The sequence below is a fragment of the Bacteroides sp. AN502(2024) genome (genome assembly GCF_041227145.1).
GTDB lineage: Bacteria > Bacteroidota > Bacteroidia > Bacteroidales > Bacteroidaceae > Bacteroides.
The window spans coordinates 3,607,378-3,633,736 of record NZ_JBGFSP010000003.1 but is presented as its reverse complement, the minus strand read 5'-3'; the positions used below and the strand labels follow the sequence as shown (position 1 = coordinate 3,633,736).

The following is a 26,359-nucleotide window of genomic DNA, read 5'->3' as shown; positions in this document are numbered from 1 at the left end:
TGAAAGTCCTTTATAGGAAATATTCTTGCTAAAAATTATGCAACGAGTGCGCTACCGATCAAGAAGGTTGCAGCCAAAGCAACGATTGCATAAAGTTCTGGGAATACGGCAAGAATCAACGTATTACTAAATACATTGTGACCTTGTCCGATTGCTGCGATACCGTTGGCACAAACTTGTCCCTGACGGATAGCTGAGAATAGAGCAACCAATCCCAGAGCAATACCTGCACCAAGAACTGCTGATGCCTGGATAGCTGTAATTTCAGGAGTCAAAATGCCGAAAATAGTCTGAAACATGAAATAACCGGCGAAACCGTAAAGACCTTGTGTACCCGGAAGAGCCGTCAATACCAGAAAGTTACCGAAAGCACTATCATTTTTCTTCAATGCTCCGATAGCGGCATTACCTGCAATAGTTACTCCGTAAGCACTACCGATACCCGACAAACCAACCATAATCGCGATGCCAATGTAGGCGATAAACAAATTCATTTCCATAATCTTATTCTATTTTTTATTGTTTAATTCTCAAAATATTAATTCTCTATTTCTATTTTTAATCTTCTGTTTTTAAATTCTGAACGGTTTGTACTCTTTTCCACCCCCTTCGTATCCGGAATTCTTGAAGAACTCAACGAACGTCAGACGCATCGGGTGAACCATAGCCCCCAGCACATTCATAAAAATATTGATTGCATGACCGATAACGAAAATCAGAACCATCACAATAGGACCTGCTATTACATTATCCGGACTCATACCTACGGCCAAACTGTTGAACACTCCCGCCAGAATACCTCCGGAAAGTCCGAGAGCAAACAAACGGACGTAAGACAAAACATCTCCGAGCAAACCGGTAACCATGTTGTATGAATCCCACAACCCGAGTCCGATATTCAGGAAAATATTCTTTCCCGGACTGTTATAAAGGAAGATCATGGCAGCCGACACACACAGAATAACCAAATGTACTGTGCCTCCCATCGGCATTACATCCGGCAACAAAGCCGAAACTGCCATGGAAACCAACAGGATGATCCATCCGATAGTTGCCACTGCATATTTGAAACCAAACTGAATGGTCTGATTCACCGCCTTCAATATCATGCCGAATAGAATTTGGATAACCCCTAATATCAACGATAATTGGAACATATCATTGTTATCCATCAGGACGGCATGTTTCAGACGTTGAACAATCGGCCAGTTCAAATCGTAGATATTCGCTCCGAAGAACGTACCCGTCAGCAAACCACAGAAGAACGTTGAAGCTGCCAATACCTGTATCAATGATATGATTGATTTCATTGACGGAGTCACTTTCTTCGCAATCAACCGATACGCCGTAGCTCCCAGAAACAGGAATAAACCATATCCGGAATCCCCCAGACACAGTCCGAAGAAAATCATAAAGAACGGAGCAAAGAAAGGTGTCAAGTCCAATTCGTTATACTTCGGAAGCATATATAACTTACAGATCGGCTCAAACCAGGCAAAAAATCCCTTATTATTCAACCGAATAGGAACATTATCACCCGGCATCGGATCAGTAATCTCATAATATACATGTGTGTCATTCAGGTAAGCTTCTATCTCCACTTGACTGAAGGCAGGCGCCCACCCTTCGATCAACATCAGTTTGTCTCCCGCAGTCTGTTCGGAACTTAACACGACCTTAGAGAATTCAATCTGACTCTGCAGCTCTTTCAAAGCCGCCTTCAGCGAAGGAATATCCGTCTCAGAAAGTGCGATGATCTTCTTTTCGTTCTCCTCAATTGCCTGTCCGGTCGTATCATAAAGTGCTTCAAGACGTGCCAAAGAGTATGCGGGCAATTTCGCCTGCTCCACATCCAAATCCACTTCCTGCCCCTCTTTCGTCACAGTCACGAAGAACACTTTAGAAGAGATGCGATTCACAATCATTGCATTATACTCAGTTTCCCACTCTTCCTTGTAATTTCCCTCCGAACAGCTATAGAAACCAATTACATAACCGGCATCTTTCAACTTCCGGATATTGGCCGGCTCAAAGTTACCCCAAACTTCCAATGCCTCTTTCTCTTTGGCATAGCTTTGCAACTGCTGCGACAACTTTCCATGCTCCGTCTGTAAGGCATCCACTTCATCCACTACTTGCATACCACGAGCTGCCGTTCCGCCTTCCGTAGCAATCACGGCATTCTTTTCATGCTTCTGATTTTGGAGCAACTTCAATGTAGCTGCCAAGCGATTGGAGAGGCGAATATTCTCTTGCAACTCCGTGTTATCGGCAGCTCCCTGTTGTTTCTCCACAATATGGACTACCCCAAGTTCACGCAGACTGTTCAGGAATTCTTCATACTCTTTGTAATAAACCAGAAATGTGAGTTTCTTCATCTTTGTAATCATGCCTCTGCCTCCTTCCTTTTTTCTTGATGGGACTTCATGATCTTTTGCGAAGATTTCGACAAGTTTTCTTCATCTTCCATGAACCGCTTGATCTTTCGCAATGCATCCTGATAGCCCGGTATCTGCACCTTCTCAAAAAGGTTCACCTTCTGAGTGGTCTTTTTCCTTGCATGTTCTAACAAGTTCAGCTTGGCGAGCATAAATTCACGTTCAATAGCCGTATGAGCCAATTTCTCCAACAGATGGATACCATCGGCATACCACTTGGGAGCATTAAACATACTATACGGACGTATCTCGAAGTCTACATTTTCGAGCAACGGTACACGTACACCCGCAATCTTTTTCACGCCAAGATGAACATCATTCACCTTTATTAATGAAGCATCAAACTCATTCCAAAGGGCGAACATGGCTTCATAGGCTTGAATTTGTCGTTCGAGCCTATCCTCCAGATCGGCAGCTTCCGTTTTACAGCGTTTCACTTCCATACGGAGGGCGCTTTCCTTATTTTTAATGATAGGAAGCGTACGCACCCGCACTTTCAGTTGTTTTTCAAGCTGCTGAAGAGAGGTCTTGTTATATTGAAACTTTATAGCCACGTTGTTAACTACTAATTATAAATTATTAATCACAAGTTTATTATTATTATTCGCCTTTGGGCCAGTATTGATCTACCAGTTCTTTCTTAATATTCACTTCTTCCGGACGGAAATATTTACCGAACAAGCCCCAGGCAACGTCCAGCATTTCAGTAGTATCAAGATTGACATCGATAGCCAATAACTGATTCGAATAATCCTTCGCAAAAGCCAACGTACGTTCATCGTAGTTGGTCAGGTCGAAACCATTTTCCATCTTCGTCTTGGCATTGGCAGCATCGGCATACAGACGTACGGCAGCATTCATCACCTGCGGATGGTCCTTACGCGTTTTCTTACCAGTTACCAACTGTTTCAAACGGGATAATGAACGGAACGGGTCTACAATAACTTTACCAATATCACTATCACGACGCAAGAATAACTGACCTTCTGTAATATAACCTGTATTATCCGGCACAGCGTGCGTAATATCTCCACCGGACAAAGTAGTCACCGCAATAATAGTGATTGAACCACCGGAAGGGAACTGCACCGCCTTTTCGTAAATCTTCGCCAAATCCGAGTAAAGCGATCCCGGCATAGAATCTTTCGAAGGAATCTGGTCCATACGGTTAGATACAATTGCCAGTGCATCCGCATAGCTCGTCATATCCGTCAACAGTACCAGCACTTTTTCGTTATTATTTACTGCAAAATACTCTGCAGCAGTCAGTGCCATGTCCGGAATCAACAAACGTTCTACCGGCGGGTTTTCGGTCGTATTCATGAAACTCACGATACGGTCGAGCGCACCTGCATTAGAGAACACATTCTTAAAGTACAGGTAGTCGTCATTCGTCATACCCATACCGCCAAGGATAATCTTATCCGTTTCAGCACGTAAAGCTACGTTTGCCATTACCTGATTAAAAGGTTGATCAGGATCGGCAAAGAACGGAATCTTCTGACCGGATACCAGCGTATTGTTCAAGTCGATACCGGCAATACCTGTTGCAATCAGTTCCGACGGCTGTTTACGGCGAACCGGATTTACAGACGGGCCACCGATTTCCACCTCCTGTCCTTCAATATCCGGACCGCCATCAATCGGATCACCGAAAGCGTTGAAGAAACGTCCGGCCAGTTGTTCGCTCACTTTTAATGTAGGCGATTTGCCGAGGAATACTACTTCGGCATTGGTCGGAATCCCCTCCGTACCTTCAAATACCTGCAAAGTGACATCGTCACCGGCAATCTTAACCACCTGTGCCAACTTACCGTCCACAGTGGCAAGCTCATCATACCCTACTCCTGTCGCTTTCAGCGAACAAGTAGCCTTGGTAATCTGAGTAATCTTGGTATATATCTTTTGAAAAGCTTTTGTTGCCATCTTTGATAATTAAAAATTATAAATTTAAAGATTATAAATCGCTGCTTCTTTCGGCAATCAATTCCTTCAGTTGTTTCCGGAATCCCTCATACTGCTCAGATTTGAACTTCGAGTAGTTCATCTGCTTACAGATATTAATCACCTTCTTGAAGTAACCCATTACTTCGTTGAAATTATCAAAATCAAATTCCGTATGACAAATGTCGATTACCATATTCAGAATGTCTTCCTGACGTTCCATCGGAGTTACCGCATCAATTTCATCAAAAGCATCCTGTTGCAAGATAACGAAGTCAATCAATTCAGATTTCCAGAAGATAACATGATATTCTACCGGTACACCATCGTCACCGAGGATATTGATCTGTTCGGCAATTTCCTTACCGCGCTGCAAACGGGTTTTCAGTTCATTAACCTTTCCAATCCATTTATCGTTGATATGCTCTTTGATATACTCTTCAAATTCCGGGTATTCGATATATTTAGAATAAGAATCGATCGGATTCACTGCCGGATAACGCTTCTTATCAGCACGGTCCTGCTCCAAAGCATAGAAACAACGAGCTACCTTCTTCGTGTTTTCAGTCACCGGCTCCTTCAAGTTACCCCCCGCAGGAGATACCGTACCGATAAAAGTAATAGACCCCGTTTCACCGTTACTTAGTTTTACATATCCCGCGCGACCGTAGAAGTTAGAGATAATAGCCGAAATATCCATCGGGAAAGCATCCGGTCCGGGCAACTCTTCCATCCGGTTAGACATCTCACGCAAAGCCTGTGCCCAACGGGAAGTGGAGTCAGCCATCAACAAAACTTTCAATCCCATGGAACGGTAATATTCCGCCAGTGTCATTGCTGTATATACAGATGCTTCACGGGCAGCCACCGGCATGTTAGAAGTATTGGCTATAATAATAGTACGCTCCATCAGCTTGCGTCCTGTGTGCGGGTCTACCAATTCGGGGAACTCGGTAAAGATTTCCACCACCTCATTCGCACGTTCACCGCAAGCTGCAATGATAACGATATCCGCTTCCGCCTGCTTAGAGATAGCGTGCTGAAGCACTGTCTTACCCGTACCGAACGGACCGGGGATAAATCCTGTACCACCTTCCACAATCGGATTCAGCGTATCAATCACACGTACACCGGTCTCCAATAATTTGAAAGGACGCGGTTTTTCTTTATAATTCGTCATCGCACGCTTCACGGGCCATTTTTGAATCATATTCACAGGAATATCATTACCGTCTTCATCTGTCAGGATCGCGATGGTATCTTCTATCTTATAATCCCCTTCCGGCATGATTGTTTTTACGATAGCCATCCCCTTCATAGTGAACGGAGCCATTATTTTCAGTGGCTGGAAATTCTCATCCACCTGTCCCAACCATGCGGAAGCCTGCACCTTATCACCCACATTCACCAAGGGTACAAAGTGCCATACACGCTCTTTATCCAACGGATACGTATATTGTCCCCTTTTCAGGAAAACTCCTTCCATCTTGTCAAGGTCATTTTGCAGACCATCATAATTTTTCGATAACATACCCGGACCTAATGTCACCTCAAGCATGTGTCCCGTAAATTCGGCTTCGGCACCCACTTTCAGTCCACGTGTACTTTCAAACACCTGGACATACACGTGTGAACCTACCACCTTAATCACCTCCGCCATCAACTTATCGCCACCGGTCGAGATATAACAAATCTCATTCTGAGCTACCGGTCCGTCAACGACGAGGGTCACCATGTTGGCAATAACGCCACTAACAGTTCCTTTTGTTGCCATATATTTTTTATTTTATTATCTGAATTCTGCAGGAATCTGCACTTCGTTCTTCAGCGATTCAATAATGCTTCTAAACAACTGATTACCTCTTTCTCTATCCAGTGAGACCCACCGTTCAATCATCTCCAGCTTCAGCAAAAAAGCGAAAATACGTTCAATAGTGAAATAGTCGAAGAAAATAGCATCCTCTATCCAGTTCCACCTCAGGGCATCCAACTTCTTCTCACGCTCCACTAATTCTGTAATCTCACTGATCTTTACTAACGATTCAAAAACATCCACTTCACCGGACAGTCCGAAATCGCGGGCACTCGATGTACACAATGCTTCGCATACTTCCGTATTTCCCACCACATTGGAAGCAATATCCCATTTGAATTTACGGCTAGTAAATGCAACCAGAATATTATTGATGTTCAAGTTGAATTCAAACCAGGCAGAAACAAACTTGTTTCCACAATTCATGGCATATTCATAATATAAAGCTGCCAGATGATCTTCGTGCAAAACCGTACTTTCAGCCGGAGTATTCAAACAATCAGTTATAAATGTAGATAGATAGACGGGAAATTCTTTAGGACTGATTTCTCCGCCTTCTCTCAGAATAGAAATATATTCAGTGAGTTCTTCAGCAGAGTAGTTTCCCCGTTTGTCGATTTCCGCTTCCTTATCCTTGAGAAGTTTCAGTACATTTGCATTATCAAATTTCAGATAAAACAAATCAATCAACTTCCGGTCTGAAGCAGATAATCCGTTGTAGATTTCTGTTTTAAAATCGGCTACTGTATAGCTCAACTTGCCGTCTTCCAGCGAAAGTTCCGGCAACCCTGCTACCAAGTAATAGTACTTACTACTCATAGTCGCTTCTTTTAGAATAGCATTTCTACTAACTGAGGACGCAAGAATGCCTTGAAGTAATTCATGAATTCTTCTTCTCCGAAATTCACTTTATACGAACCGTCCGCCGGAGAAACTGTGAACAGAGTTTTGATGCCATTTACTTGCTGAATGGTCACTCCCTGATCTAACAACGCTTTTGCATGAGCTGCAAAATACTTTTTCAAAGATTCCGCATCAGCTGTTGAGATAACGATAGGTTCGTCTACACTCCATTTGGATGCCAATGCTACGATAAACGCATTCAAATAATCTTTGTCCTGAGCGAAATTTTTCACGGAATCCGCTATCAACTTATCAGTAACCATCGTAGCCACCTCAGATTTGAGTGCATTCACAGCCTGACCGGCAAATAGTTTTAACTCTGATTTAGTATTCTCTGCCCATTCATCAGCAGATTTACGAGAGGAGTTTACAATTGATTCTGCCTCCTTGCGGGCATCCTCAATGATTTTCTTAGCTTCTTCCTGAGCATTCGCGATAAGTCTCTGCGCTTCTTCATTTCCTTTTTCCACGCCTTCACGATAAATCTTATCGGTCAACTCTTGAATTTTGTTTTCCATATAAACAGAAGTATTTAGTATTATTACTATATTAACTATGTCTCCTTTGTCAGATTCTCGCCAAATTTACAAAAATCAATTTGATAAAAAAGAGAAAGAGGAAAAGAAATAATAACCAAATGCCACTTTTTCTGATTTTATTAAGCCGAAAGAGGAAATATCGAGAATCTAAAAGTAAGGATCAGTAGATATTAAATAATCTGAAAGCGAAAAAAATATTCCTCAATACGAAGTGACCAAACACAGCAAGCCCCTTGACTCACTTCAGAATCAAGGGGCTCCTTCAAAAACGGCGGCTACCTACTCTCCCACTGTTACGCAGTACCATCGGCGTGACGAGGCTTAACTTCTCTGTTCGGAATGGGAAGAGGTGGAACCCTCGTGCTATAACCACCTGAATAAAGTCATGACATGATGAAAAGTAAAAATTCAGTTATTACAAGCTAAACGTATACAACCAACCGATACATCTCCGAAAGAAAGTCGACGGGCAATTAGTAATGCTCGGCTTTGATGTTACCACCTTTACACCTGCATCCTATCAACGTCATCGTCTTTGACGACCCTGAGAAATCTAATCTTGTGGCTGGCTTCGTACTTAGATGCTTTCAGCACTTATCCAATCCCGACTTAGATACCCGGCAATGCACCTGGCGGCACAACCGGTAAACCAGAGGTCAGTCCAACACGGTCCTCTCGTACTAGTGTCAGAGCCACGCAAATTTCATACGCCCACGATAGATAGAGACCGAACTGTCTCACGACGTTCTGAACCCAGCTCGCGTGCCACTTTAATGGGCGAACAGCCCAACCCTTGGGACCTTCTCCAGCCCCAGGATGTGACGAGCCGACATCGAGGTGCCAAACCCCTCCGTCGATATGAGCTCTTGGGAGGGATCAGCCTGTTATCCCCGGAGTACCTTTTATCCTTTGAGCGATGTCCCTTCCATACGGAAACACCGGATCACTATGCTCTAGTTTCCTACCTGATCGACTTGTAAGTCTCCCAGTCAAGCGCCCTTATGCCATTACACTCTGCGGACGGTTACCAATCGTCCTGAGGGCACCTTTAGAAGCCTCCGTTACGCTTTTGGAGGCGACCACCCCAGTCAAACTACCCACCAAACAGTGTCCTCCAGTAAAGGAGTTAGAACTCAAATAATCAAAGGGCCGTATTTCAACAGCGACTCCACAGATACTGGCGTACCCACTTCATTGTCTCCGGCCTATCCTACACATCAATTACCCAAATTCAATGTTAAGCTATAGTAAAGGTTCACGGGGTCTTTTCGTCCCATCGCGGGTAATCGGCATCTTCACCGATACTACAATTTCACTGAGCTCACGGTTGAGACAGTGTCCAGATCATTACACCATTCGTGCAGGTCGGAACTTACCCGACAAGGAATTTCGCTACCTTAGGACCGTTATAGTTACGGCCGCCGTTTACTGGGGCTTCAATTCAACGCTTCTCTTGCGATGACGTCTCCTCTTAACCTTCCAGCACCGGGCAGGTGTCAGGCTGTATACATGATCTTTCAATTTTGCACAGCCCTGTGTTTTTGTTAAACAGTTGCCTGGACCTATTCTCTGCGCCCAACTCACGTTGGGACCCTTTATCCCGAAGTTACAGGGTCAGTTTGCCTAGTTCCTTAACCGTGATTCACTCAAGCGCCTGAGTATATTCAACCCGACTACGTGTGTCCGTTTGCGGTACGGGTACCTTAGGGATTAAGTTTAGCGGATTTTCTCGGGAGTATGGTTACACGCGCTATTGGATTGTTCCGAGGAACGCTCCATACTATCAGGTTCGACTCTCTTTGTGGATTTGCCTGCAAAGATCAACATCTACACCCTTCAACGGACTATTCCGTCAGTCCGCGGCGTTGTCACGACTCCGTCTCCACGTCACTCCATAAGGTAGTACAGGAATATTAACCTGTTCTGCCATCGGCATCACCATTCGGCTGAGCCTTAGGACCCGACTAACCCTGATCCGATTAGCGTTGATCAGGAAACCTTAGTCTTGCGGCGAGGGGGTTTCCCACCCCCTTTATCGTTACTTATACCTACATTTGCGTTTCCACACGCTCCAGCAAGGCTCACGCCCCACCTTCGACGCTGAGTGGAATGCTCCCCTACCGATGTCAATTCAATACTGACATCCCATAGCTTCGGTAAATTGCTTTATGCCCGATTATTATCCACGCCAAACTCCTCGACTAGTGAGCTGTTACGCACTCTTTAAATGAATGGCTGCTTCCAAGCCAACATCCTAGCTGTCTTAGCAATCTGACTTCGTTAGTTCAACTTAGCAATTATTTCGGGACCTTAGCTGATGGTCCGGATTCTTCTCCTTTAGGACATGGACCTTAGCACCCATGCCCTCACTCCTGTGATCAAACTAATGCGCATTCGGAGTTTATCAAGACTTGATAGGCGGTGAAGCCCTCGCATCTTATCAGTCGCTCTACCTCACATTAGTAACCCACAAGGCTGCACCTAAATGCATTTCGGGGAGTACGAGCTATCTCCAAGTTTGATTAGCCTTTCACCCCCACCCTCAGCTCATCCGGAAGCTTTTCAACGCTTATCGGTTCGGTCCTCCAGTTAGTGTTACCTAACCTTCAACCTGGCCAAGGGTAGATCACTTGGTTTCGCGTCTACTCCTTCCGACTAACCGCCCTGTTAAGACTCGCTTTCGCTTCGGCTGCATGTCTCAAGACACTTAACCTCGCCGGAAAAAGTAACTCGTAGGTTCATTATGCAAAAGGCACGCCGTCACTGCATCAAGCAGCTCCGACCGCTTGTAGGCGCACGGTTTCAGGGACTATTTCACTCTTCTGTTCGAAGTGCTTTTCACCTTTCCCTCACGGTACTGGTTCGCTATCGGTCTCTCGGGAGTATTTAGCCTTACCGGATGGTCCCGGCGGATTCACGCAAGATTTCCCGTGTCCCGCGCTACTCAGGATACCACTACGCTTCATTCGGCTTCGAATACCGGACTATCACCGTCTATGGTTTCATTTTCCAAAGAATTCTTCTCACCGAATTTCATGCGATATCGTGGTCCTACAACCCCGGTATTGCCGTAACAATACCGGTTTGGGCTAATCCCCGTTCGCTCGCCACTACTTGGGGAATCATTATTATTTTCTCTTCCTACAGGTACTAAGATGTTTCAGTTCCCTGCGTTTGCCTCCATCTGAAAATGGATGGTGTTCCTTCAGAACACCGGGTTGTCCCATTCGGAAATCTCCGGATCAAAGGTTATTTGCACCTTCCCGAAGCTTATCGCAGCTTATCACGTCCTTCATCGCCTCCGAGAGCCAAGGCATCCGCCATGCGCCCTTATTTACTTTCTTTCAAACGTCTTGTCCGTGTACCGGTATTGACATTGGAATTGCTTCCATTTATCAATATTGCATACGCGGACACGTACGGTTTGATATATACTTTTAGCTCTTACTAAAATTTTACTTTTTGTACATCATGTCAAAGATCGTTTCTCATTGCTGAGACTGTGGAGAATAACGGATTCGAACCGTTGACCCTCTGCGTGCAAAGCAGATGCTCTAGCCAGCTGAGCTAATCCCCCAAGAAGTGATTCAAGAATATCGGTCAAGGCTCGCGCACATGGACATATCTTGAGCTTGGTAGTCCCAGGCAGAGTTGAACTGCCGACCTCTACATTATCAGTGTAGCGCTCTAACCAACTGAGCTATAGGACTAGTTCAACCTTGTCTACCTGTATGTTAGACTCGGCTTCTGTTTTCTCTCGTGTTGATCTATATCTATACTTCTATAGATGGTTGATCTATATCATAAATAAACAAGTACCAGTAGTACAAAAAAAACAGAACCTTGAAAGGTATCCGGGTGGAGATGGACCTTACATACGATACATATTAAACATACGATAAGGACATCCACCACTACGGCATCACTCCAGAAAGGAGGTGTTCCAGCCGCACCTTCCGGTACGGCTACCTTGTTACGACTTAGCCCCAATTACCGGTTTTACCCTAGGACGCTCCTCGCGGTTACGTACTTCAGGTACCCCCGGCTTTCATGGCTTGACGGGCGGTGTGTACAAGGCCCGGGAACGTATTCACCGCGCCATGGCTGATGCGCGATTACTAGCGAATCCAGCTTCACGAAGTCGGGTTGCAGACTTCGATCCGAACTGAGAGAGGTTTTGAGGATTGGCATCCTGTCGCCAGGTAGCGGCCTTCTGTACCCCCCATTGTAACACGTGTGTAGCCCCGGACGTAAGGGCCGTGCTGATTTGACGTCATCCCCACCTTCCTCACATCTTACGACGGCAGTCTCTTCAGAGTCCTCAGCATCACCTGTTAGTAACTGAAGATAAGGGTTGCGCTCGTTATGGCACTTAAGCCGACACCTCACGGCACGAGCTGACGACAACCATGCAGCACCTTCACAAATGCCTTGCGGCGGACCAGTCTCCTGATCATTCATTTGCAATTTAAGCCCGGGTAAGGTTCCTCGCGTATCATCGAATTAAACCACATGTTCCTCCGCTTGTGCGGGCCCCCGTCAATTCCTTTGAGTTTCACCGTTGCCGGCGTACTCCCCAGGTGGAATACTTAATGCTTTCGCTTGGCCGCTTACTGTATATCGCAAACAGCGAGTATTCATCGTTTACTGTGTGGACTACCAGGGTATCTAATCCTGTTTGATACCCACACTTTCGAGCATCAGTGTCAGTGACAGTCCAGTGAGCTGCCTGCGCAATCGGAGTTCTTCGTGATATCTAAGCATTTCACCGCTACACCACGAATTCCGCCCACCTCTACTGTACTCAAGACTGCCAGTTTCAACTGCAATTTTACGGTTGAGCCGCAAACTTTCACAACTGACTTAACAGCCCACCTACGCTCCCTTTAAACCCAATAAATCCGGATAACGCTCGGATCCTCCGTATTACCGCGGCTGCTGGCACGGAGTTAGCCGATCCTTATTCATACGGTACATGCAGAGTCCCACACGTGGGACCGGTTATTCCCGTATAAAAGAAGTTTACAACCCATAGGGCAGTCATCCTTCACGCTACTTGGCTGGTTCAGACTTCCGTCCATTGACCAATATTCCTCACTGCTGCCTCCCGTAGGAGTTTGGACCGTGTCTCAGTTCCAATGTGGGGGACCTTCCTCTCAGAACCCCTATCCATCGTTGTCTTGGTGGGCCGTTACCCCGCCAACTAACTAATGGAACGCATCCCCATCGATAACCGGATTCCTTTCACAGCATCCCCATGCGGGGATGATATGGCATCGGGTATTAATCTTTCTTTCGAAAGGCTATCCCCGAGTTAACGGAAGGTTGGATACGTGTTACTCACCCGTGCGCCGGTCGCCATCAAAGGTTTGCAAGCAAACCTTCATGATGCCCCTCGACTTGCATGTGTTAAGCCTGTAGCTAGCGTTCATCCTGAGCCAGGATCAAACTCTTCATTGTAAAAATATCATTGAATATCCAATCAAGGATATCATATCGCTCTGTTCAGGACGCCGTAATTTCATTGACCTTTATTACAATACCTGTGCCTGTACATATATTCATATATACCAGACAAGTATTGACGGTTCTATTTCTTTACTTGTACTACTTGTATTGTTTATCAACATTTCAAAGAACTGACGTGTCAGAAACACGTGCTTTCTTTTAGAAAGCGGATGCAAAGATAAGGACTTTTATGTATTAACTCCAAACTTTTTTCAAAGTTTTTTTGTCTTTATTTTCAAGGTGCCTTATGCGGCAAGCATCATGTCAAACCTGTCAGGCTGTCCTCCCTCGGAAAGCGGGTGCAAAAGTACCACCTTTTAATTTACAATCCAAATATATTCGACTCTTTTTTCAATATTGTCCTAAATAAATTGGGGGGAACAAATAAAAAGGAAGTAGAACTAAGGTAAAATGACTACCTTAGTAGCAAGCTACCAACTCATCTACTTCCTATGGCAAATATAACACTTTTCGCACAGGTAATATCACATCTCCCGAAAGAAAATATCAAGAAAATCATAAAATCTTCGGGGTCAGACAAGCATTGCAAGGGCTACAATACATGGAGTCAGTTTGTTAGCATGATTTTCAGCCAATTCTCAGGATGTGATTCAGTCAGAGATATCTCAAACGGGCTGAAATCAGCCACCGGCAACCTCAATCATTTGGGAATCAACCGTGCACCATCCAAGTCAACGGTAGCATATCAGAACGCCAACCGAGACAGTTCGGTTTTTCGCGGCATATTCTACTCGTTGTTTCAGTATTTCGGACAGCAAGCCCTATGGCAACGAAGAAAGTTCCGTTTCAAGATGCCGATAAAACTGCTCGACTCCACATTGGTGTCATTGACTCTGTCAATATATGACTGGGCACATTACACTACCACCAAGGGGGCGGTCAAGATGCACACGCTATTGGACTATGACAGTCTTTTGCCGGAGTTCGTGAATATCACCGATGGCAAAACCACCGACAACAAAGCTGCTTTTGATATTGAGTTACATCCGTATAGTATTGTAGTAGCCGACCGAGGCTACTGTGACTACTCATTGCTGAATAATTGGGACAGCAGCAACGTGTTCTTTGTAGTGCGTCATAAAGACAATATCCGGTACAAAGCCATAGAGGAGTTGCCTTTGCCTGAAAAACACGCTCAGAATGTACTTATTGACGAAATAATCGAGTTCGAACTCTCGGCGGCCAAATCCAAATATCCCAAACGTTTACGTCGCATCGCAGTATGGAACGATGAACACGGTTTTGAAATTGAGTTACTCACAAACAACTTCACATTGGCAGCATCAAGCATAGCGGCTCTGTACAAGGCTCGGTGGAACATAGAAATCTTCTTTCGCAACCTCAAGCAACTGCTACGCATCAAGAGCTTTATCGGCACATCCCGCAATGCCGTAGAGACCCAAATATGGACTGCTATGACTACAATGCTGATTCTGACATGGCTAAAGCACATCGCAAGATACAAATGGGCATTGGCTAACCTTGTGGTCACGCTCCGGCTGAACACATTTACCAAAATCGACCTCCAAAAATGGCTTGATCAACCATTTACACCACCTCCCGAAACCATCGAAAACGATTAGGGGGGATTGATTTTGAACTCTCGAGGCTATACTTAACAGTATAGTCAGTTAGCTCATGCTCAAAATTTATTTAGGACAATATTGCTCTTTTTTCTGAACTTTTTTTGCATATTTATACTAACACGCTGATTGACAACGATGTTGTAGAACATATTTTTTCTACTTTGTGAAGCTGTCCGGTAAAGAATCGGAAGAAGAGCGGAGCAATTTAGCAACAGGACAGGTAAAGTATAAAGCGGATTCACGCATGCTCAAGGGGATTCACTCATACTCCGGCAAAGCGGCGTTTTAGAGAACGTAAAGCACAGCTTTAGCACTCGTAAAGCACAGCTTTAGCAACCGGAAAGCATAGCTTTAGCAACCGGAAAGCGTAGCTTTAGAAACCGGAAAGCATAGCTTTAGCAACCGGAAAGCGTAGCTTTAGAAACCGGACCGGATTCTTTGTTTATAAAGGGCGGGGACAGTGGGGACACTTGTCCCGATTCACTCACACACACGCGTGCGCGTATACTATAGGTGTAGAAAATGATCACGCATGGGGGATGCCGCAAACATCAGAAATGCAAACGGGACATGACTTATCTGCAAAACCGAACCGATGAAGTAACGAACGGAATACCAACCGGGGACAAGGAGCAAGGGGGAGATATATAAATAAAAAGGGATAAATCTTTGGTTACGCGCGCACGTGTGTGTGCGTGTATGTGCGTGTGTGTGAGCGAATCGGAAAAAGTGTCCCCACTGACCCCAATCCCCCTTCACCGAGCTGTTCATAACTTGTTCTTTACCAAGGAGAATCCTACACACATGAGCATCTGACAAACTCCCCACCCTCATTTACCAACCGACCTCATTCCATCCGGCAGCGGAATACCAGCCCAGACTCCTAAAATAAGCATTCCATCTGGAATATCTAACATCCGGTATATAACACCCGATACCCGAATATATCTCAGAATCTATACTCACCAAACTTAACTTATCTACATAATCTTTATACACAACAATTCTTGCCAATTGATTTTCAAGATCAGAAGGAATATTATTATCAGTCAGTTCACGTATAAAAGCACGAAAATCATACGTTGAATAATTCAAAGAAGCCCTACCATACCCATAATGCGTTTGAAAATAATTTATTTTATTCTCATCAAATTTGACCAAGTTATCCTTATACTGTCCCAGAATAGAGTGAGTTATATTCGCCAAGCCTTGCATTTCAGCAGTTTTTATCACCGCAATTGTAGCCCAAGAATTTTTATAGTAATCAATAAAAGCTTTTGCAGCATCTATCATATTCTGTTCTGTATCATCCAGAGCTAACAAATACTTTGTCATTTCAAAATAAGGGAATCCCTTACTTAACACTTCTGCCGGAGAAAGAATCAGATAATCAGCGACATTTCTTAATTCATAAGCAACTTCCACTTGTGACATTAAACAAGCATCAAACAGTATATAATCAAAATGAATGCCAGATCGAGAGAGGGCTCCTACCAAGTCAGGTATATCTATTTTAGCCCCATCATCATCTCCGAAAGAGCGGCTTTTACTATGATTAACAGGTAACCATCCAGTAGCGTGAGAGCCAAAAATCAAGCCATATTTTTCAGCTGGACAATAAAATTCCACATCCTTCAATACCTTATTTATAATTTCACTTGATACCGAATTCTGACTATTGTAGGTTTTAATTATCTCTCTTTTGCCCACTGTACCTTTACCGTCAACTTCATATTTAAATAAAGTTGGAACAGGAAATTCACTCTTCCCACTTCCACCATCCCAATAGATCACAAATGTACCGGGAGATGCAACTTCACTCAACCCTTGCTCAACCGATGCTATATTACTATATATATCATCACCTATATCATTATCTCCAACAAGATACATCAAAACTGTTTTAGCTGTTACCGGGACAGAAACATCTTCTTCATCGTGACAAGCTGCCAACAACATTGCAACACTGAACAAAAGTGATAATATTTTAATCTTTTTCATCATATTCCTCATTAATAACGGGGACAAAGATAAAAAAATAAGAGATGCAAACCTGCATCTCTTACTATATTAACAATTTAACTATCACATCTTACTCTTCCGGCTTCATAAAACGGAATTTATCCGGATCAACCCGCGATACTAGCATTCCATTATTTTTCTTGTATTTATTCAGAATTTTCGTTGCTTCTTTTTCCAACTTTTTTCTGTTTCCCGAGAAGTAAATCATACAAGTACTATTCTGCTGCAATTGATTATCTTCCAAATAATTCTTCAACTGATAACTATATAATTCGCGATGAAGCAAGAAGCCTTCCTTGCTAACCTTCGCACTATCCAATATCTGAATGTCCGTGAAATAGACTACCGTATCCGTAAATGAGGCAGAAATTCCAAAAGCATAAATTGGTTTAGAATGGTCTTTTTTCAAGGAAAAAGCGGAGCACATGGTAAACACAAGTGCAATTGCAAATAGTATTTTTACGTATTTCATATCATATAATTTTTAACTTCGCAAAGATAACAAAAAAGAGGAGATTACCTCTATTTATCTCAAATAAAAACAACCTTCTTCATAAAACTCACACAGTACAAGATTGAGTGATAGAACGGATCTCATGTAAAAAAGCCGCATAAGTACATTCTTCGATATGAAAAGTGCGACTTATGCGACTCAAATTCTTTTTTTCTTTCAGAAACTGATATTTCTTACTTATCCCAAGTAAGCCTTGAGCAATTTACTACGATTACTTTGTCTTAGTCTTCTAATTGCTTTTTCTTTAATCTGACGAACGCGCTCACGTGTGAGACCAAACTTATCGCCGATTTCTTCTAATGTCATTTCTTGCTGTCCGATACCGAAAAACATCTGAATGATTTCTTTTTCCCTATCGGTTAACGTAGAAAGAGCTCTATCAATTTCCTTCGCAAGAGACTCATTAACCAGAGAGCGGTCCGCCATTGGCGAATCATCGTTAACCAACACATCCAACAAGCTGTTATCCTCTCCTTCCACAAAAGGCGCATCCACCGAAATATGACGCCCGGACACCTTCAGCGTATCGGAGATTTTATCAACCGGGATTTCCAGTTCGTCTGCCAACTCCTCGGGAGACGGACGCCGCTCGTTCTCCTGTTCGAACTTCGAGAAGGCCTTACTGATCTTATTCAGCGAACCTACCTGATTCAGCGGGAGACGAACAATACGCGACTGCTCTGCCAATGCTTGCAGAATAGACTGGCGAATCCACCATACAGCATAACTAATGAACTTGAATCCACGTGTCTCATCAAATTTCTCGGCAGCCTTAATCAGTCCTAAATTGCCTTCATTAATCAAGTCCGGCAAACTCAAACCCTGGTTCTGGTACTGTTTGGCCACAGATACGACGAAACGAAGATTGGCACGTGTCAACTTTTCCAATGCTACACGGTCACCCTTACGAATGCGTTGAGCGAGTTCCACTTCTTCTTCGACAGTAATCAGATCTTCACGGCCGATTTCCTGCAAATACTTATCAAGAGAAGCGCTCTCTCTGTTAGTGATACTTTTGGTAATCTTTAGTTGTCTCATTCTATTAAAAACAGATTTGGTGTGCAAAGTTACGACAAATAATTTGTCCACATATAAAATTAAGTAACTTTTACACTATATTTTTTACCCATAAAACAAAAAGAGATGCCGACAAGTTCATTGTCGGCACCCTTTTTCAATTTCATTAGCTTATCCTGCAATCTTCTTACTTTATATATATTACTCTTGAGTCAGATCGACTGCGAAATATCCGCGTTTACCTGATGGGAACACACCGGTCAGGAACAATACCTGGTTCGGAGACTTAACGGCAGCTTTCATAACTTCTTCCAGATCGCTCACTTTGCGCATCGGCTGGTCGTTCGCTTTCAGAATAATGAAACCTTTACGAACTCCTGCCTCTGACATCTTACCGGAAGAGACTCCCGTTACTTGCAGCCCATAGCCCAGATTCAATTGTTTTTTCAAGTCACCCGACAACTCTTTGAAAGCAGCTCCCAGGATTTCCATACCTGCATCCTTCACAATCTTGGTGGTACCTTGCTCGTTCTTCAACGTTACTTCAACGGTCTTTTCCTTCTTACCGCGCATCAGTTTCACTTTCACTTTATCACCCGGACGATGTTTAGCAAGTGCTTCCTGCAAGTCGGCCATATTAGATACCTTCTTATTATCCAAACCGATAATCACGTCATCCACTTTGATGTCAGCACCTGCTGCAGAACCATTTTCCACAATTTCAGAAACCCATACACCTTCTACTACACCCAGTTCCTTAGCCTTATCCGCCAATGTCTTACCGGACTCGTCAATCGGCTGACGATCGTCCATCAAACTGCTACCGATAGAACCTCCACGAATACCAAGCAATGCACGTTGTACTGTTCCATATTGTTTCAGGTCGGCAATTACCTTCGTCATAATACTGGTCGGGATAGCGAAACCATATCCGGCATAAGCACCTGTCGGAGAAGAAAGCACCGAGTTGATACCGACCAGTTCACCTTTGGCATTTACCAGCGCACCACCACTATTACCCTGGTTGATAGCAGCATCTGTTTGAATGAATGATTCTATACCCCCATTATATACACCCAGAGAACGGGCTTTTGCACTTACGATACCGGCAGTTACGGTAGAATTCAGATTGAACGGGTTACCTACCGCCAATACCCACTCCCCTACTTTCAACGCTTCGGAGTCTCCTACCGGAATAGTCGGCAGATCATCACCTTCTATTTTCACCAATGCAAGGTCAGTGCTGGGATCAGTACCAATCACCCGTCCTTTAAACTCACGGTTATCATTCAGTTTCACACTAATTTCATCCGCACCTTCAATCACGTGATTATTCGTTACGATATATCCATCCTTCGAGATGATGACACCCGAACCAAACCCTACACGAGGTTGAGACTGTACCTGCCGCTGCTGTCCGCGTCCATCACCAAAAAAGAAATCGAAAATGTCCGGCGCTTGCTGAACCGTTCTTGTTTTAGCTTCTTGAGTAGACCTTATATGTACGACAGCATGAAGCGAATTCTCCGCAGCCTGAGTCAAATCAACAGGTTGAGCATTCACAGCATCAAAAGCAGCCAATTTCACATTGGGATTCTGCTTGAACATCTCATAGAAAGATGTCTCTTTCACAGGTTCGTTAGATTGCAACAATTTATAAGTTGTCAATCCTGCAACTCCTGAGCTAAGAAGCACGATTGCTCCTACTCCCAGAATGTTCTTTGTTGTCTGTTTCATGATTTATAATTCTTTAAATTGTTAATATTCGACATTGTTTTAACTTTTACGATGTTAAAATAACAACAAATATCGTTCACTTATTCTACTTGTCACTCTTTTTTGTTCACTTTTAACAGAGACTATTTGGAGCTTAACAGCGGTTAACGGCAGAACCTGACAAATTTACATTCGTTGTATGTCAGATGACATTAATACTCTGACATTCATTCAGTAAATAAGAAACGGACAGCAAAGAGTAAACGCTTCGTATTGAATTCATCATAGTTTGGATCTGCAGGATTCATGCTGCTGACGTGTACATCCCCCAATGCGTGGATAAATTGCTTGTTTCCGAGGTAAATACCAACGTGAGAAATGTCTTCTTTATGTTCCGCAGCCGCTTTCCGGCCGAAAAACACCAGATCCCCCCGTTTGACATTGGAAAAGTCAGGAGTAATATCAATGCGTTCGCCCACATAAGCCTGCTGAGATGCATCTCTCGGAATCATAATATCATGCATAAAAAGTACGGTTCGGACGAATCCGCTACAATCCACTCCTTTGGAAGAGGTTCCTCCCCATAAGTAAGGAATCCCCCTCATTGAGTAAGCTGTCTCAATGATACTTTCAACATCTTGTTTCAGTGAAGCTCTCCATTCCGTTTCCGGTCGCGAAATGGATTTCGGAATATATGCTTTCCGACCGTCGGGATAAGCAACCTGATAAAAATGCCCTTGGCTACCCTCCCACTTCAAACGATTGCCTGCAACCACATCGGAGACGGGGCGGGAACTTTCATCCGGTTTTTCAAATGCAAATCCATAATGTGAAGTAACCACAATCTTTTCCGTCCGGTTCCATTCATCATACCTCTCCTTCGACATGGGAGTAATTACCATCCGGTGCACCCATCCGGTATAATCATCCGGTGTTTGTATCTCGTACCAACCGTTATACTGAAGCACCTTGACCGGCATTCCCAACAATGCCTGCGTACTCATGCCGGAAGTAAATTTGCCTTCCTCGCGCAAATTGCAAACAGAAATATGTACTACGCCATAGGCCGAATCAGCTGGCATGGGGCGTATTTCCCGGGCTTTCAGACTCACTGCTGCAACCGCCAGTAAACAATATAAAAGGAGTATATTCTTCATGCTATTACATTTTTATAATAGCAAAGGTAGAAATTATTTCTATTTGTGACACATTCTTTAGCTAAAACAAAATAAATGACGTATTTTTGCAACCTAAAGCAGTTGGCCGGTCTGTCGCGTGCATGTTTCGTGCAGGAGGAAAGTCCGGGCAACATAGAGCATCCTACTTCCTAACAGAAAGCTGTCCGTGAGGGTAGAGTAACGTAGAAGAAAATAACCGCCACTCCTTTCGGGGAGAGGTAAGGGTGAGAAGGTGGGGTAAGAGCCCACCAGTCGCATGGCAACATGCGTGCTGTACGTCTTAGGAGTTGTAAGGTCATGTAAACCGGCGTTATGAGAGCTGCTCGCTCGATGTCGGAGGGTAGACCGCTAAAGTGTCGTGGTGACACGTCACTCAGATAAATGACAGGCACCTGATATAATTAAAGATCCAAGATTAATAATTATACGGGATACAGAACTCGGCTTATAGGCTGACTGCTTTTTTCTTTTAATTATTCATTTAACTACCAATGACTAAAAGAACTATGAAGAAAAAAATCACCGATATATGGAAGTTTCTTACGTATGACATCTGGCGCGTTACGGAAGATGAAGTGACCCGGACCAAGTTCTCACTCTATAATATTATAAAAACCGTCTATCTTTGCATCAACCGGTTTACCAAAGACCAGATGGTCAATAAAGCTTCCGCACTGACCTATAGCACCCTGCTTGCCATTGTACCGATACTAGCCATCCTGTTTGCCATAGCACGCGGTTTCGGATTTGATAACCTGATGGAATATCAGTTCCGCAACGGCTTCGGAGGAAATAGAGAAACAACGGAGGCCATTCTCTCATTTGTCAATTCCTACCTTTCACAAACCAAAGGAGGTGTTTTCATCGGAGTCGGTCTGGTAATGTTGTTATGGACGGTTATCAATCTGGTCGGCAATATTGAAATCACATTCAACCATATCTGGGAAGTGAAAAAGGCACGATCCATGTATCGCAAAATTACGGACTATTTCTCCATGTTCCTGCTGATGCCGATTCTGATCGTGGTATCCGGAGGACTTTCCCTGTTTATGAGTACCATTCTCAAACAGATGGATGATTTCGTTCTGCTCGCTCCTGTCATGAAATTCATGATACAGCTTATTCCTTTCGTCCTGACATGGCTGATGTTCACCGGGCTGTATATCTTTATGCCGAATACAAAAGTGAAATTCAAACATGCTCTCATCGCAGGTATTCTGGCCGGGTCTGCTTATCAAGCTTTTCAGTTCCTGTATATCAACAGCCAGTTGTGGGTGTCAAAATACAATGCCATTTATGGTAGTTTTGCCGCACTCCCCCTATTTCTGCTTTGGCTGCAGACATCCTGGACCATCTGTTTGTTTGGAGCCGAACTGACGTATGCCGGGCAAAATATCCGCAGTTTCAGCTTTGAGCAGGACACCCGTAACATCAGCAGACGATACCGAGATTTTATATCCATCCTGATTATGTCACTCATAGCCAAACGATTCGAGAAGAACAAGCCTCCCTATACGGCAGCAAAAATATCGGAAGAACACCAGATCCCTATCCGTCTGACCAATCAGGTACTTTATCAGTTACAGGAAATAGCACTGATTCACGAGGTGGTTACCGATGAAAAAAGCGAAGAAATCGGTTACCTGCCTTCCATGGATATCAATCAATTGAATGTGGCTATCCTGCTGGACCGTTTGGACACATACGGCTCCGAGAATTTCAAGATTGACAAAGACGAAGAATTCAACGATGAATGGAAAGTGCTGACCGACTCCAGAGAAGAATACTATAAAAAAGCAAGTAAAGTATTACTGAAGGATTTGTAGGAAGCTCCCACTTAATAAATCGCGAAAATAAACATAATACAATTAGATTAGAAAAAAAATGAAAAAGCTACTGCTAAGTGCATTTATCATCTGTTTAGCCGGAACAAGTGTTGCACAAGAATCTCCTTTATGGATGCGCCACTGCGCTCTTTCTCCTGACGGAACCACCATTGCATTTACCTACAAAGGAGACATCTACACGGTACCGTCAACCGGAGGACGTGCCACACAAATCACTACCAATCCGGCTTTTGATACGGAACCGGTGTGGAGTCCCGACAGCAAACAGATTGCTTTTGCATCAGACCGCATGGGAAGTCTCGACGTTTTCGTTGTCTCCAGTGAAGGAGGAGTACCCCAGCGACTGACCACTCATTCAGGCAGTGAAAAGCCTATTGCCTATAAAGATGACAAACATATCTTATTCACCGCCCATATTGCTCCCTCTGCCGAAGATGCCGGATTTCCTTCCGGTCAGTTCCAGCAAGTCTACGAGGTAGCCGTAACGGGAGGACGTCCTACGATGTTCTCGTCCATGCCGATGGAATGTATCTCCATCCATAAGGACGGCAGGATGCTCTATCAGGATAAAAAAGGATACGAAGACTATTGGCGCAAGCATCAGATATCCCCTATTGCCCGTGACATCTGGACATATACTCCGGGAAAGACACCGGTCTATCAAAAACAAACGACTTTCGAAGGTGAAGACCGCGAACCGGTATGGAGTCCCGACGGCCGATCATTCTATTATTTAAGTGAAGAGAAAGGCTCCTTCAACGTATTCCAACGTACTCCCGGAACCACTACCTCCCGACAAATCACTTTCCACACAAAGCATCCCGTACGCTTTCTAAGCATATCGACTGCCGGAACGCTCTGTTATGGTTATGACGGTGAGATTTATACAATTGTCCCCGGCAAACAACCCCAAAAAGTGAACATCAGTATCTTGGCTGACAAGAATGACAAAGATATAATCCGCCAAATCAAATCCAGCGGAGCTACCGATATTGCCGTGTCTCCCAAAGGAAAAGAAGTCGCATTCGTTATGCGCGGTGATGTCTACGTAACCTCCATTGACTACCAAACAACCAAACAAATCACCAACACCCCCGATCAGGAACGTAACATCAGTTTTGCACCTGACGGACGTACACTCGTCTATTCTTCCGAACGCAACGGATTGTGGCAGCTTTACACTTCCACCATCGTACGTAAAGAAGAAAAACAATTCACCTATGCCACAGAATTGAAAGAAGAGCGTCTGACCCACTCCAAAGTGGCTTCTTTCCAACCACAATTCAGTCCTGACGGCAAGGAAGTCGCTTTCCTTGAGAACCGTACCGCTATCCGCGTCATCAATCTGAAAAGTAAGGCTGTACGCACCGTAATGGATGCCAAATATCAGTATTCTTACGCCGATGGTGACCAATGGTTTCAATGGAGTCCTGACAGCAAATGGATTTTATCAGATTTCATTGGCATAGGAGGGTGGAACAATAAAGACGTCGTTCTACTGAAAGCCGACGGAAAAGGCGAAATGGTCAATCTTACCGAAAGCGGATACAGCGACGGCAAAGCCAAATGGGTGTTGGGTGGAAAAGCAATGATCTGGAACAGCGACCGCGCCGGATACCGTAGCCATGGCAGTTGGGGAAGTGAAAGCGATGCCTATATTATGTTTTTCGACGTCGATGCCTACAACCGCTTCCTGATGAGCAAAGAAGACATAGCCTTACTTGAAGAGGCGGAAAAGGCCGAGAAAGCGGAAAAAGAGAAAGCCAAGAAGAAAACACTCCCCCATAAGGATGCGAAAAAAGACAGCACGAGAGTGAAGCCTCTTACATTCGATTTGGAGAATCGTTTTGACCGTATTGTCCGCTTAACAGTTAATTCCTCCCGCTTAGGTGATGCCGTCATGAGTCCGAAAGGTGATGTCCTTTATTACCTGGCAGCTTTTGAAGGAGGCTATGACCTTTGGGAACATAAATTAAAAGAAAATACAACTAAAATATTATTGAAAGGCGTGGGCGGTGGCTCACTCATACCGGATAAGGAAGGAAAGAATATTTTTATGTGCACAGGTGGCAGGTTGAAGAAAATAGAGATTGCCGGTAGCAAAATTACACCGATAGAATTTGAGGCATTCTTTGATTACCGCCCTTACGATGAACGCGCATACATCTTTGACCACGTTTGCCAACAAATAAAAGACAAGTTCTATGTTACCGACCTGCATGGAGTGGACTGGAAAGGATACCAAAAAGCATATGCACGCTTCCTGCCTCACATCAGCAACAATTATGATTTCACGGAAATGTTAAGTGAATTGCTCGGCGAACTGAACGGTTCCCATACCGGAGCCCGATTTGCAGCAGCAGGCAGCGCAATGCCTACCGCTACTCTGGGAGTCTTTTATGACGAGTCATACGACGGTGCCGGGTTAAAAATCAAGGAAATCATGAAGCAAAGTCCTTTCACCCGGAAGAAGACAGAGGTGAAGGCAGGATGCATCATTGAAAAAATAGACGGCACAACGATTGAAGCCGGTGCCGATTACTTCCCGCTATTTGAAGGCAAAGTCGGCCGCAAAGTAGTACTGACCATATACGATCCTGCTACTAAAAAACGTTTTGAGGAAACGGTAAAGGCAATCAGCTATGGAACTCAAAACGAACTGCTTTATAAACGTTGGGTGGAACGCTGTGCCAAGAAAGTTGAAGAGCTTTCCGGTGGACGCATTGCCTATGTACATATCAAAGGAATGGACAGCCCCAGCTTCCGTAAGACTTATTCCGAACTGCTCGGCCGCTATCGCAATAAAGAAGCCGTAGTGGTAGACACTCGTCATAATGGTGGCGGATGGTTGCATGATGATGTGGTCACCTTACTTAGCGGAAAGGAATATCAACGCTTCGTGCCGCGCGGGCAATATATCGGTAGCGACCCTTTCAACAAATGGTTGAAACCTTCCTGTATGCTTACTTGCGAAGATAATTACAGCAATGCACATGGCACTCCATACGTATATAAGACGCTGGGTATCGGCAAACTGATAGGTGCTCCGGTTGCAGGAACCATGACAGCCGTATGGTGGGAACGCCAGATAGACCCGTCTATTGTATTCGGTATTCCGCAGGTCGGTTGCATGGATATGCAAGGCAACTATCTCGAAAATCAGACTTTGCAACCTGATATTCTTATCTATAATGAACCCGAAGCCAGTCTGAAAGGAGAAGACGCCCAACTGAAAGCAGCAGTAGACTACCTATTGAAAGATTTGTCAAAAAAGAAATAAGTACCGCATCATTAATGCCGCTTATCCAGCGGC

General features: G+C 44.2%; 15 protein-coding genes, 2 tRNA genes, 3 rRNA genes and 1 other RNA gene. 4 read left to right on the top strand and 17 right to left on the bottom strand.

The features are described 5' to 3' along the window. Positions 1 to 35: 35 nt before the first annotated feature. The 12 genes from AB9N12_RS14305 to AB9N12_RS14250 all read right to left on the bottom strand — a co-directional run bounded on the left by AB9N12_RS14305 (position 36) and on the right by AB9N12_RS14250 (position 13,097). Positions 36 to 500 carry a V-type ATP synthase subunit K gene (locus AB9N12_RS14305; protein WP_004316776.1) on the bottom strand — a complete coding sequence of 155 codons (465 nt, stop codon included), beginning with the start codon at positions 498 to 500 and terminating at the stop codon, positions 36 to 38. Between the two features lie 72 nt (positions 501 to 572). Next, entirely contained in the window at positions 573 to 2,390 is a 1,818-nt protein-coding gene (locus AB9N12_RS14300; RefSeq protein ID WP_369892682.1) for a V-type ATP synthase subunit I, read from the bottom strand. Next, positions 2,387 to 2,992 (bottom strand): V-type ATP synthase subunit D, encoded by a 606-nt coding sequence (locus AB9N12_RS14295; protein ID WP_369892681.1) that lies wholly within the window; start codon positions 2,990 to 2,992, stop codon positions 2,387 to 2,389. The genes AB9N12_RS14300 and AB9N12_RS14295 overlap by 4 nt, the downstream gene beginning before the upstream one ends. 46 nt (positions 2,993 to 3,038) lie before the next feature. Next, complete coding sequence (locus tag AB9N12_RS14290) at positions 3,039 to 4,364, bottom strand: V-type ATP synthase subunit B (protein ID WP_369892680.1); 1,326 nt, start codon at positions 4,362 to 4,364, stop codon at positions 3,039 to 3,041. Between the two features lie 31 nt (positions 4,365 to 4,395). Then, positions 4,396 to 6,156 (bottom strand): V-type ATP synthase subunit A, encoded by a 1,761-nt coding sequence (locus AB9N12_RS14285; RefSeq protein ID WP_369892679.1) that lies wholly within the window; start codon positions 6,154 to 6,156, stop codon positions 4,396 to 4,398. 15 nt (positions 6,157 to 6,171) lie between these two features. Then, positions 6,172 to 7,014: a DUF2764 family protein gene (locus AB9N12_RS14280; RefSeq protein WP_369892678.1), complete on the bottom strand. Its 843-nt coding sequence runs from the start codon at positions 7,012 to 7,014 to the stop codon at positions 6,172 to 6,174. Positions 7,015 to 7,025: 11 nt separating this feature from the next. After that, positions 7,026 to 7,616: a hypothetical protein gene (locus tag AB9N12_RS14275; protein WP_369892677.1), complete on the bottom strand. Its 591-nt coding sequence runs from the start codon at positions 7,614 to 7,616 to the stop codon at positions 7,026 to 7,028. A gap of 287 nt (positions 7,617 to 7,903) precedes the next feature. Further along, positions 7,904 to 8,014: ribosomal RNA gene (gene rrf, locus AB9N12_RS14270) — 5S ribosomal RNA — on the bottom strand. A gap of 76 nt (positions 8,015 to 8,090) precedes the next feature. Continuing rightward, positions 8,091 to 10,981 (bottom strand): 23S ribosomal RNA (locus AB9N12_RS14265). Between the two features lie 159 nt (positions 10,982 to 11,140). Then, a tRNA-Ala gene (locus tag AB9N12_RS14260) sits at positions 11,141 to 11,214 on the bottom strand. 56 nt (positions 11,215 to 11,270) lie between these two features. Next, positions 11,271 to 11,347: transfer RNA gene (locus AB9N12_RS14255), tRNA-Ile, on the bottom strand. 221 nt (positions 11,348 to 11,568) lie between these two features. Beyond that, positions 11,569 to 13,097 (bottom strand): 16S ribosomal RNA (locus AB9N12_RS14250). Together the 16S, 23S and 5S rRNA genes with 2 tRNA genes alongside form the textbook arrangement of a ribosomal RNA operon. Before the next feature lie 500 nt (positions 13,098 to 13,597). Here AB9N12_RS14250 and AB9N12_RS14245 point away from each other — a divergent pair. After that, positions 13,598 to 14,749, top strand: a complete 1,152-nt coding sequence (locus AB9N12_RS14245) for an IS4 family transposase (RefSeq protein WP_369892676.1) — start codon at positions 13,598 to 13,600, stop codon at positions 14,747 to 14,749. An 837-nt stretch (positions 14,750 to 15,586) separates the two neighbouring features. Here the strand turns inward: AB9N12_RS14245 and AB9N12_RS14240 are convergent. From AB9N12_RS14240 to AB9N12_RS14220, 5 genes are all read right to left on the bottom strand, one after another. Beyond that, a complete protein-coding gene (locus tag AB9N12_RS14240; protein ID WP_369892675.1) occupies positions 15,587 to 16,756 on the bottom strand; it encodes a clostripain-related cysteine peptidase in 1,170 nt (389 codons plus the stop codon). Between the two features lie 88 nt (positions 16,757 to 16,844). Further along, positions 16,845 to 17,246: a hypothetical protein gene (locus AB9N12_RS14235; protein ID WP_369892674.1), complete on the bottom strand. Its 402-nt coding sequence runs from the start codon at positions 17,244 to 17,246 to the stop codon at positions 16,845 to 16,847. Between the two features lie 219 nt (positions 17,247 to 17,465). Continuing rightward, the gene (locus AB9N12_RS14230; RefSeq protein ID WP_369892673.1) at positions 17,466 to 18,326 is read right to left on the bottom strand and encodes an RNA polymerase sigma factor RpoD/SigA; all 861 of its coding nucleotides are present in this window, start codon (positions 18,324 to 18,326) and stop codon (positions 17,466 to 17,468) included. Positions 18,327 to 18,506: 180 nt separating this feature from the next. Then, complete coding sequence (locus tag AB9N12_RS14225) at positions 18,507 to 20,042, bottom strand: trypsin-like peptidase domain-containing protein (protein ID WP_369892672.1); 1,536 nt, start codon at positions 20,040 to 20,042, stop codon at positions 18,507 to 18,509. A 206-nt stretch (positions 20,043 to 20,248) separates the two neighbouring features. Next, the gene (locus tag AB9N12_RS14220) at positions 20,249 to 21,178 is read right to left on the bottom strand and encodes an NlpC/P60 family protein (RefSeq protein ID WP_369892671.1); all 930 of its coding nucleotides are present in this window, start codon (positions 21,176 to 21,178) and stop codon (positions 20,249 to 20,251) included. Between the two features lie 98 nt (positions 21,179 to 21,276). On the opposite strand from AB9N12_RS14220, the gene rnpB reads away from it, so the two are divergent. The 3 genes from rnpB (at position 21,277) to AB9N12_RS14205 (ending at position 26,326) form a co-directional block, all read left to right on the top strand. Then, an RNA gene (gene rnpB / locus AB9N12_RS14215) (RNase P RNA component class A) lies at positions 21,277 to 21,663 on the top strand. A 42-nt stretch (positions 21,664 to 21,705) separates the two neighbouring features. Further along, positions 21,706 to 23,025, top strand: a complete 1,320-nt coding sequence (locus AB9N12_RS14210; protein WP_369892670.1) for a YihY/virulence factor BrkB family protein — start codon at positions 21,706 to 21,708, stop codon at positions 23,023 to 23,025. A gap of 58 nt (positions 23,026 to 23,083) precedes the next feature. Further along, complete coding sequence (locus AB9N12_RS14205) at positions 23,084 to 26,326, top strand: S41 family peptidase (RefSeq protein WP_369892669.1); 3,243 nt, start codon at positions 23,084 to 23,086, stop codon at positions 26,324 to 26,326. Positions 26,327 to 26,359: the final 33 nt, after the last annotated feature.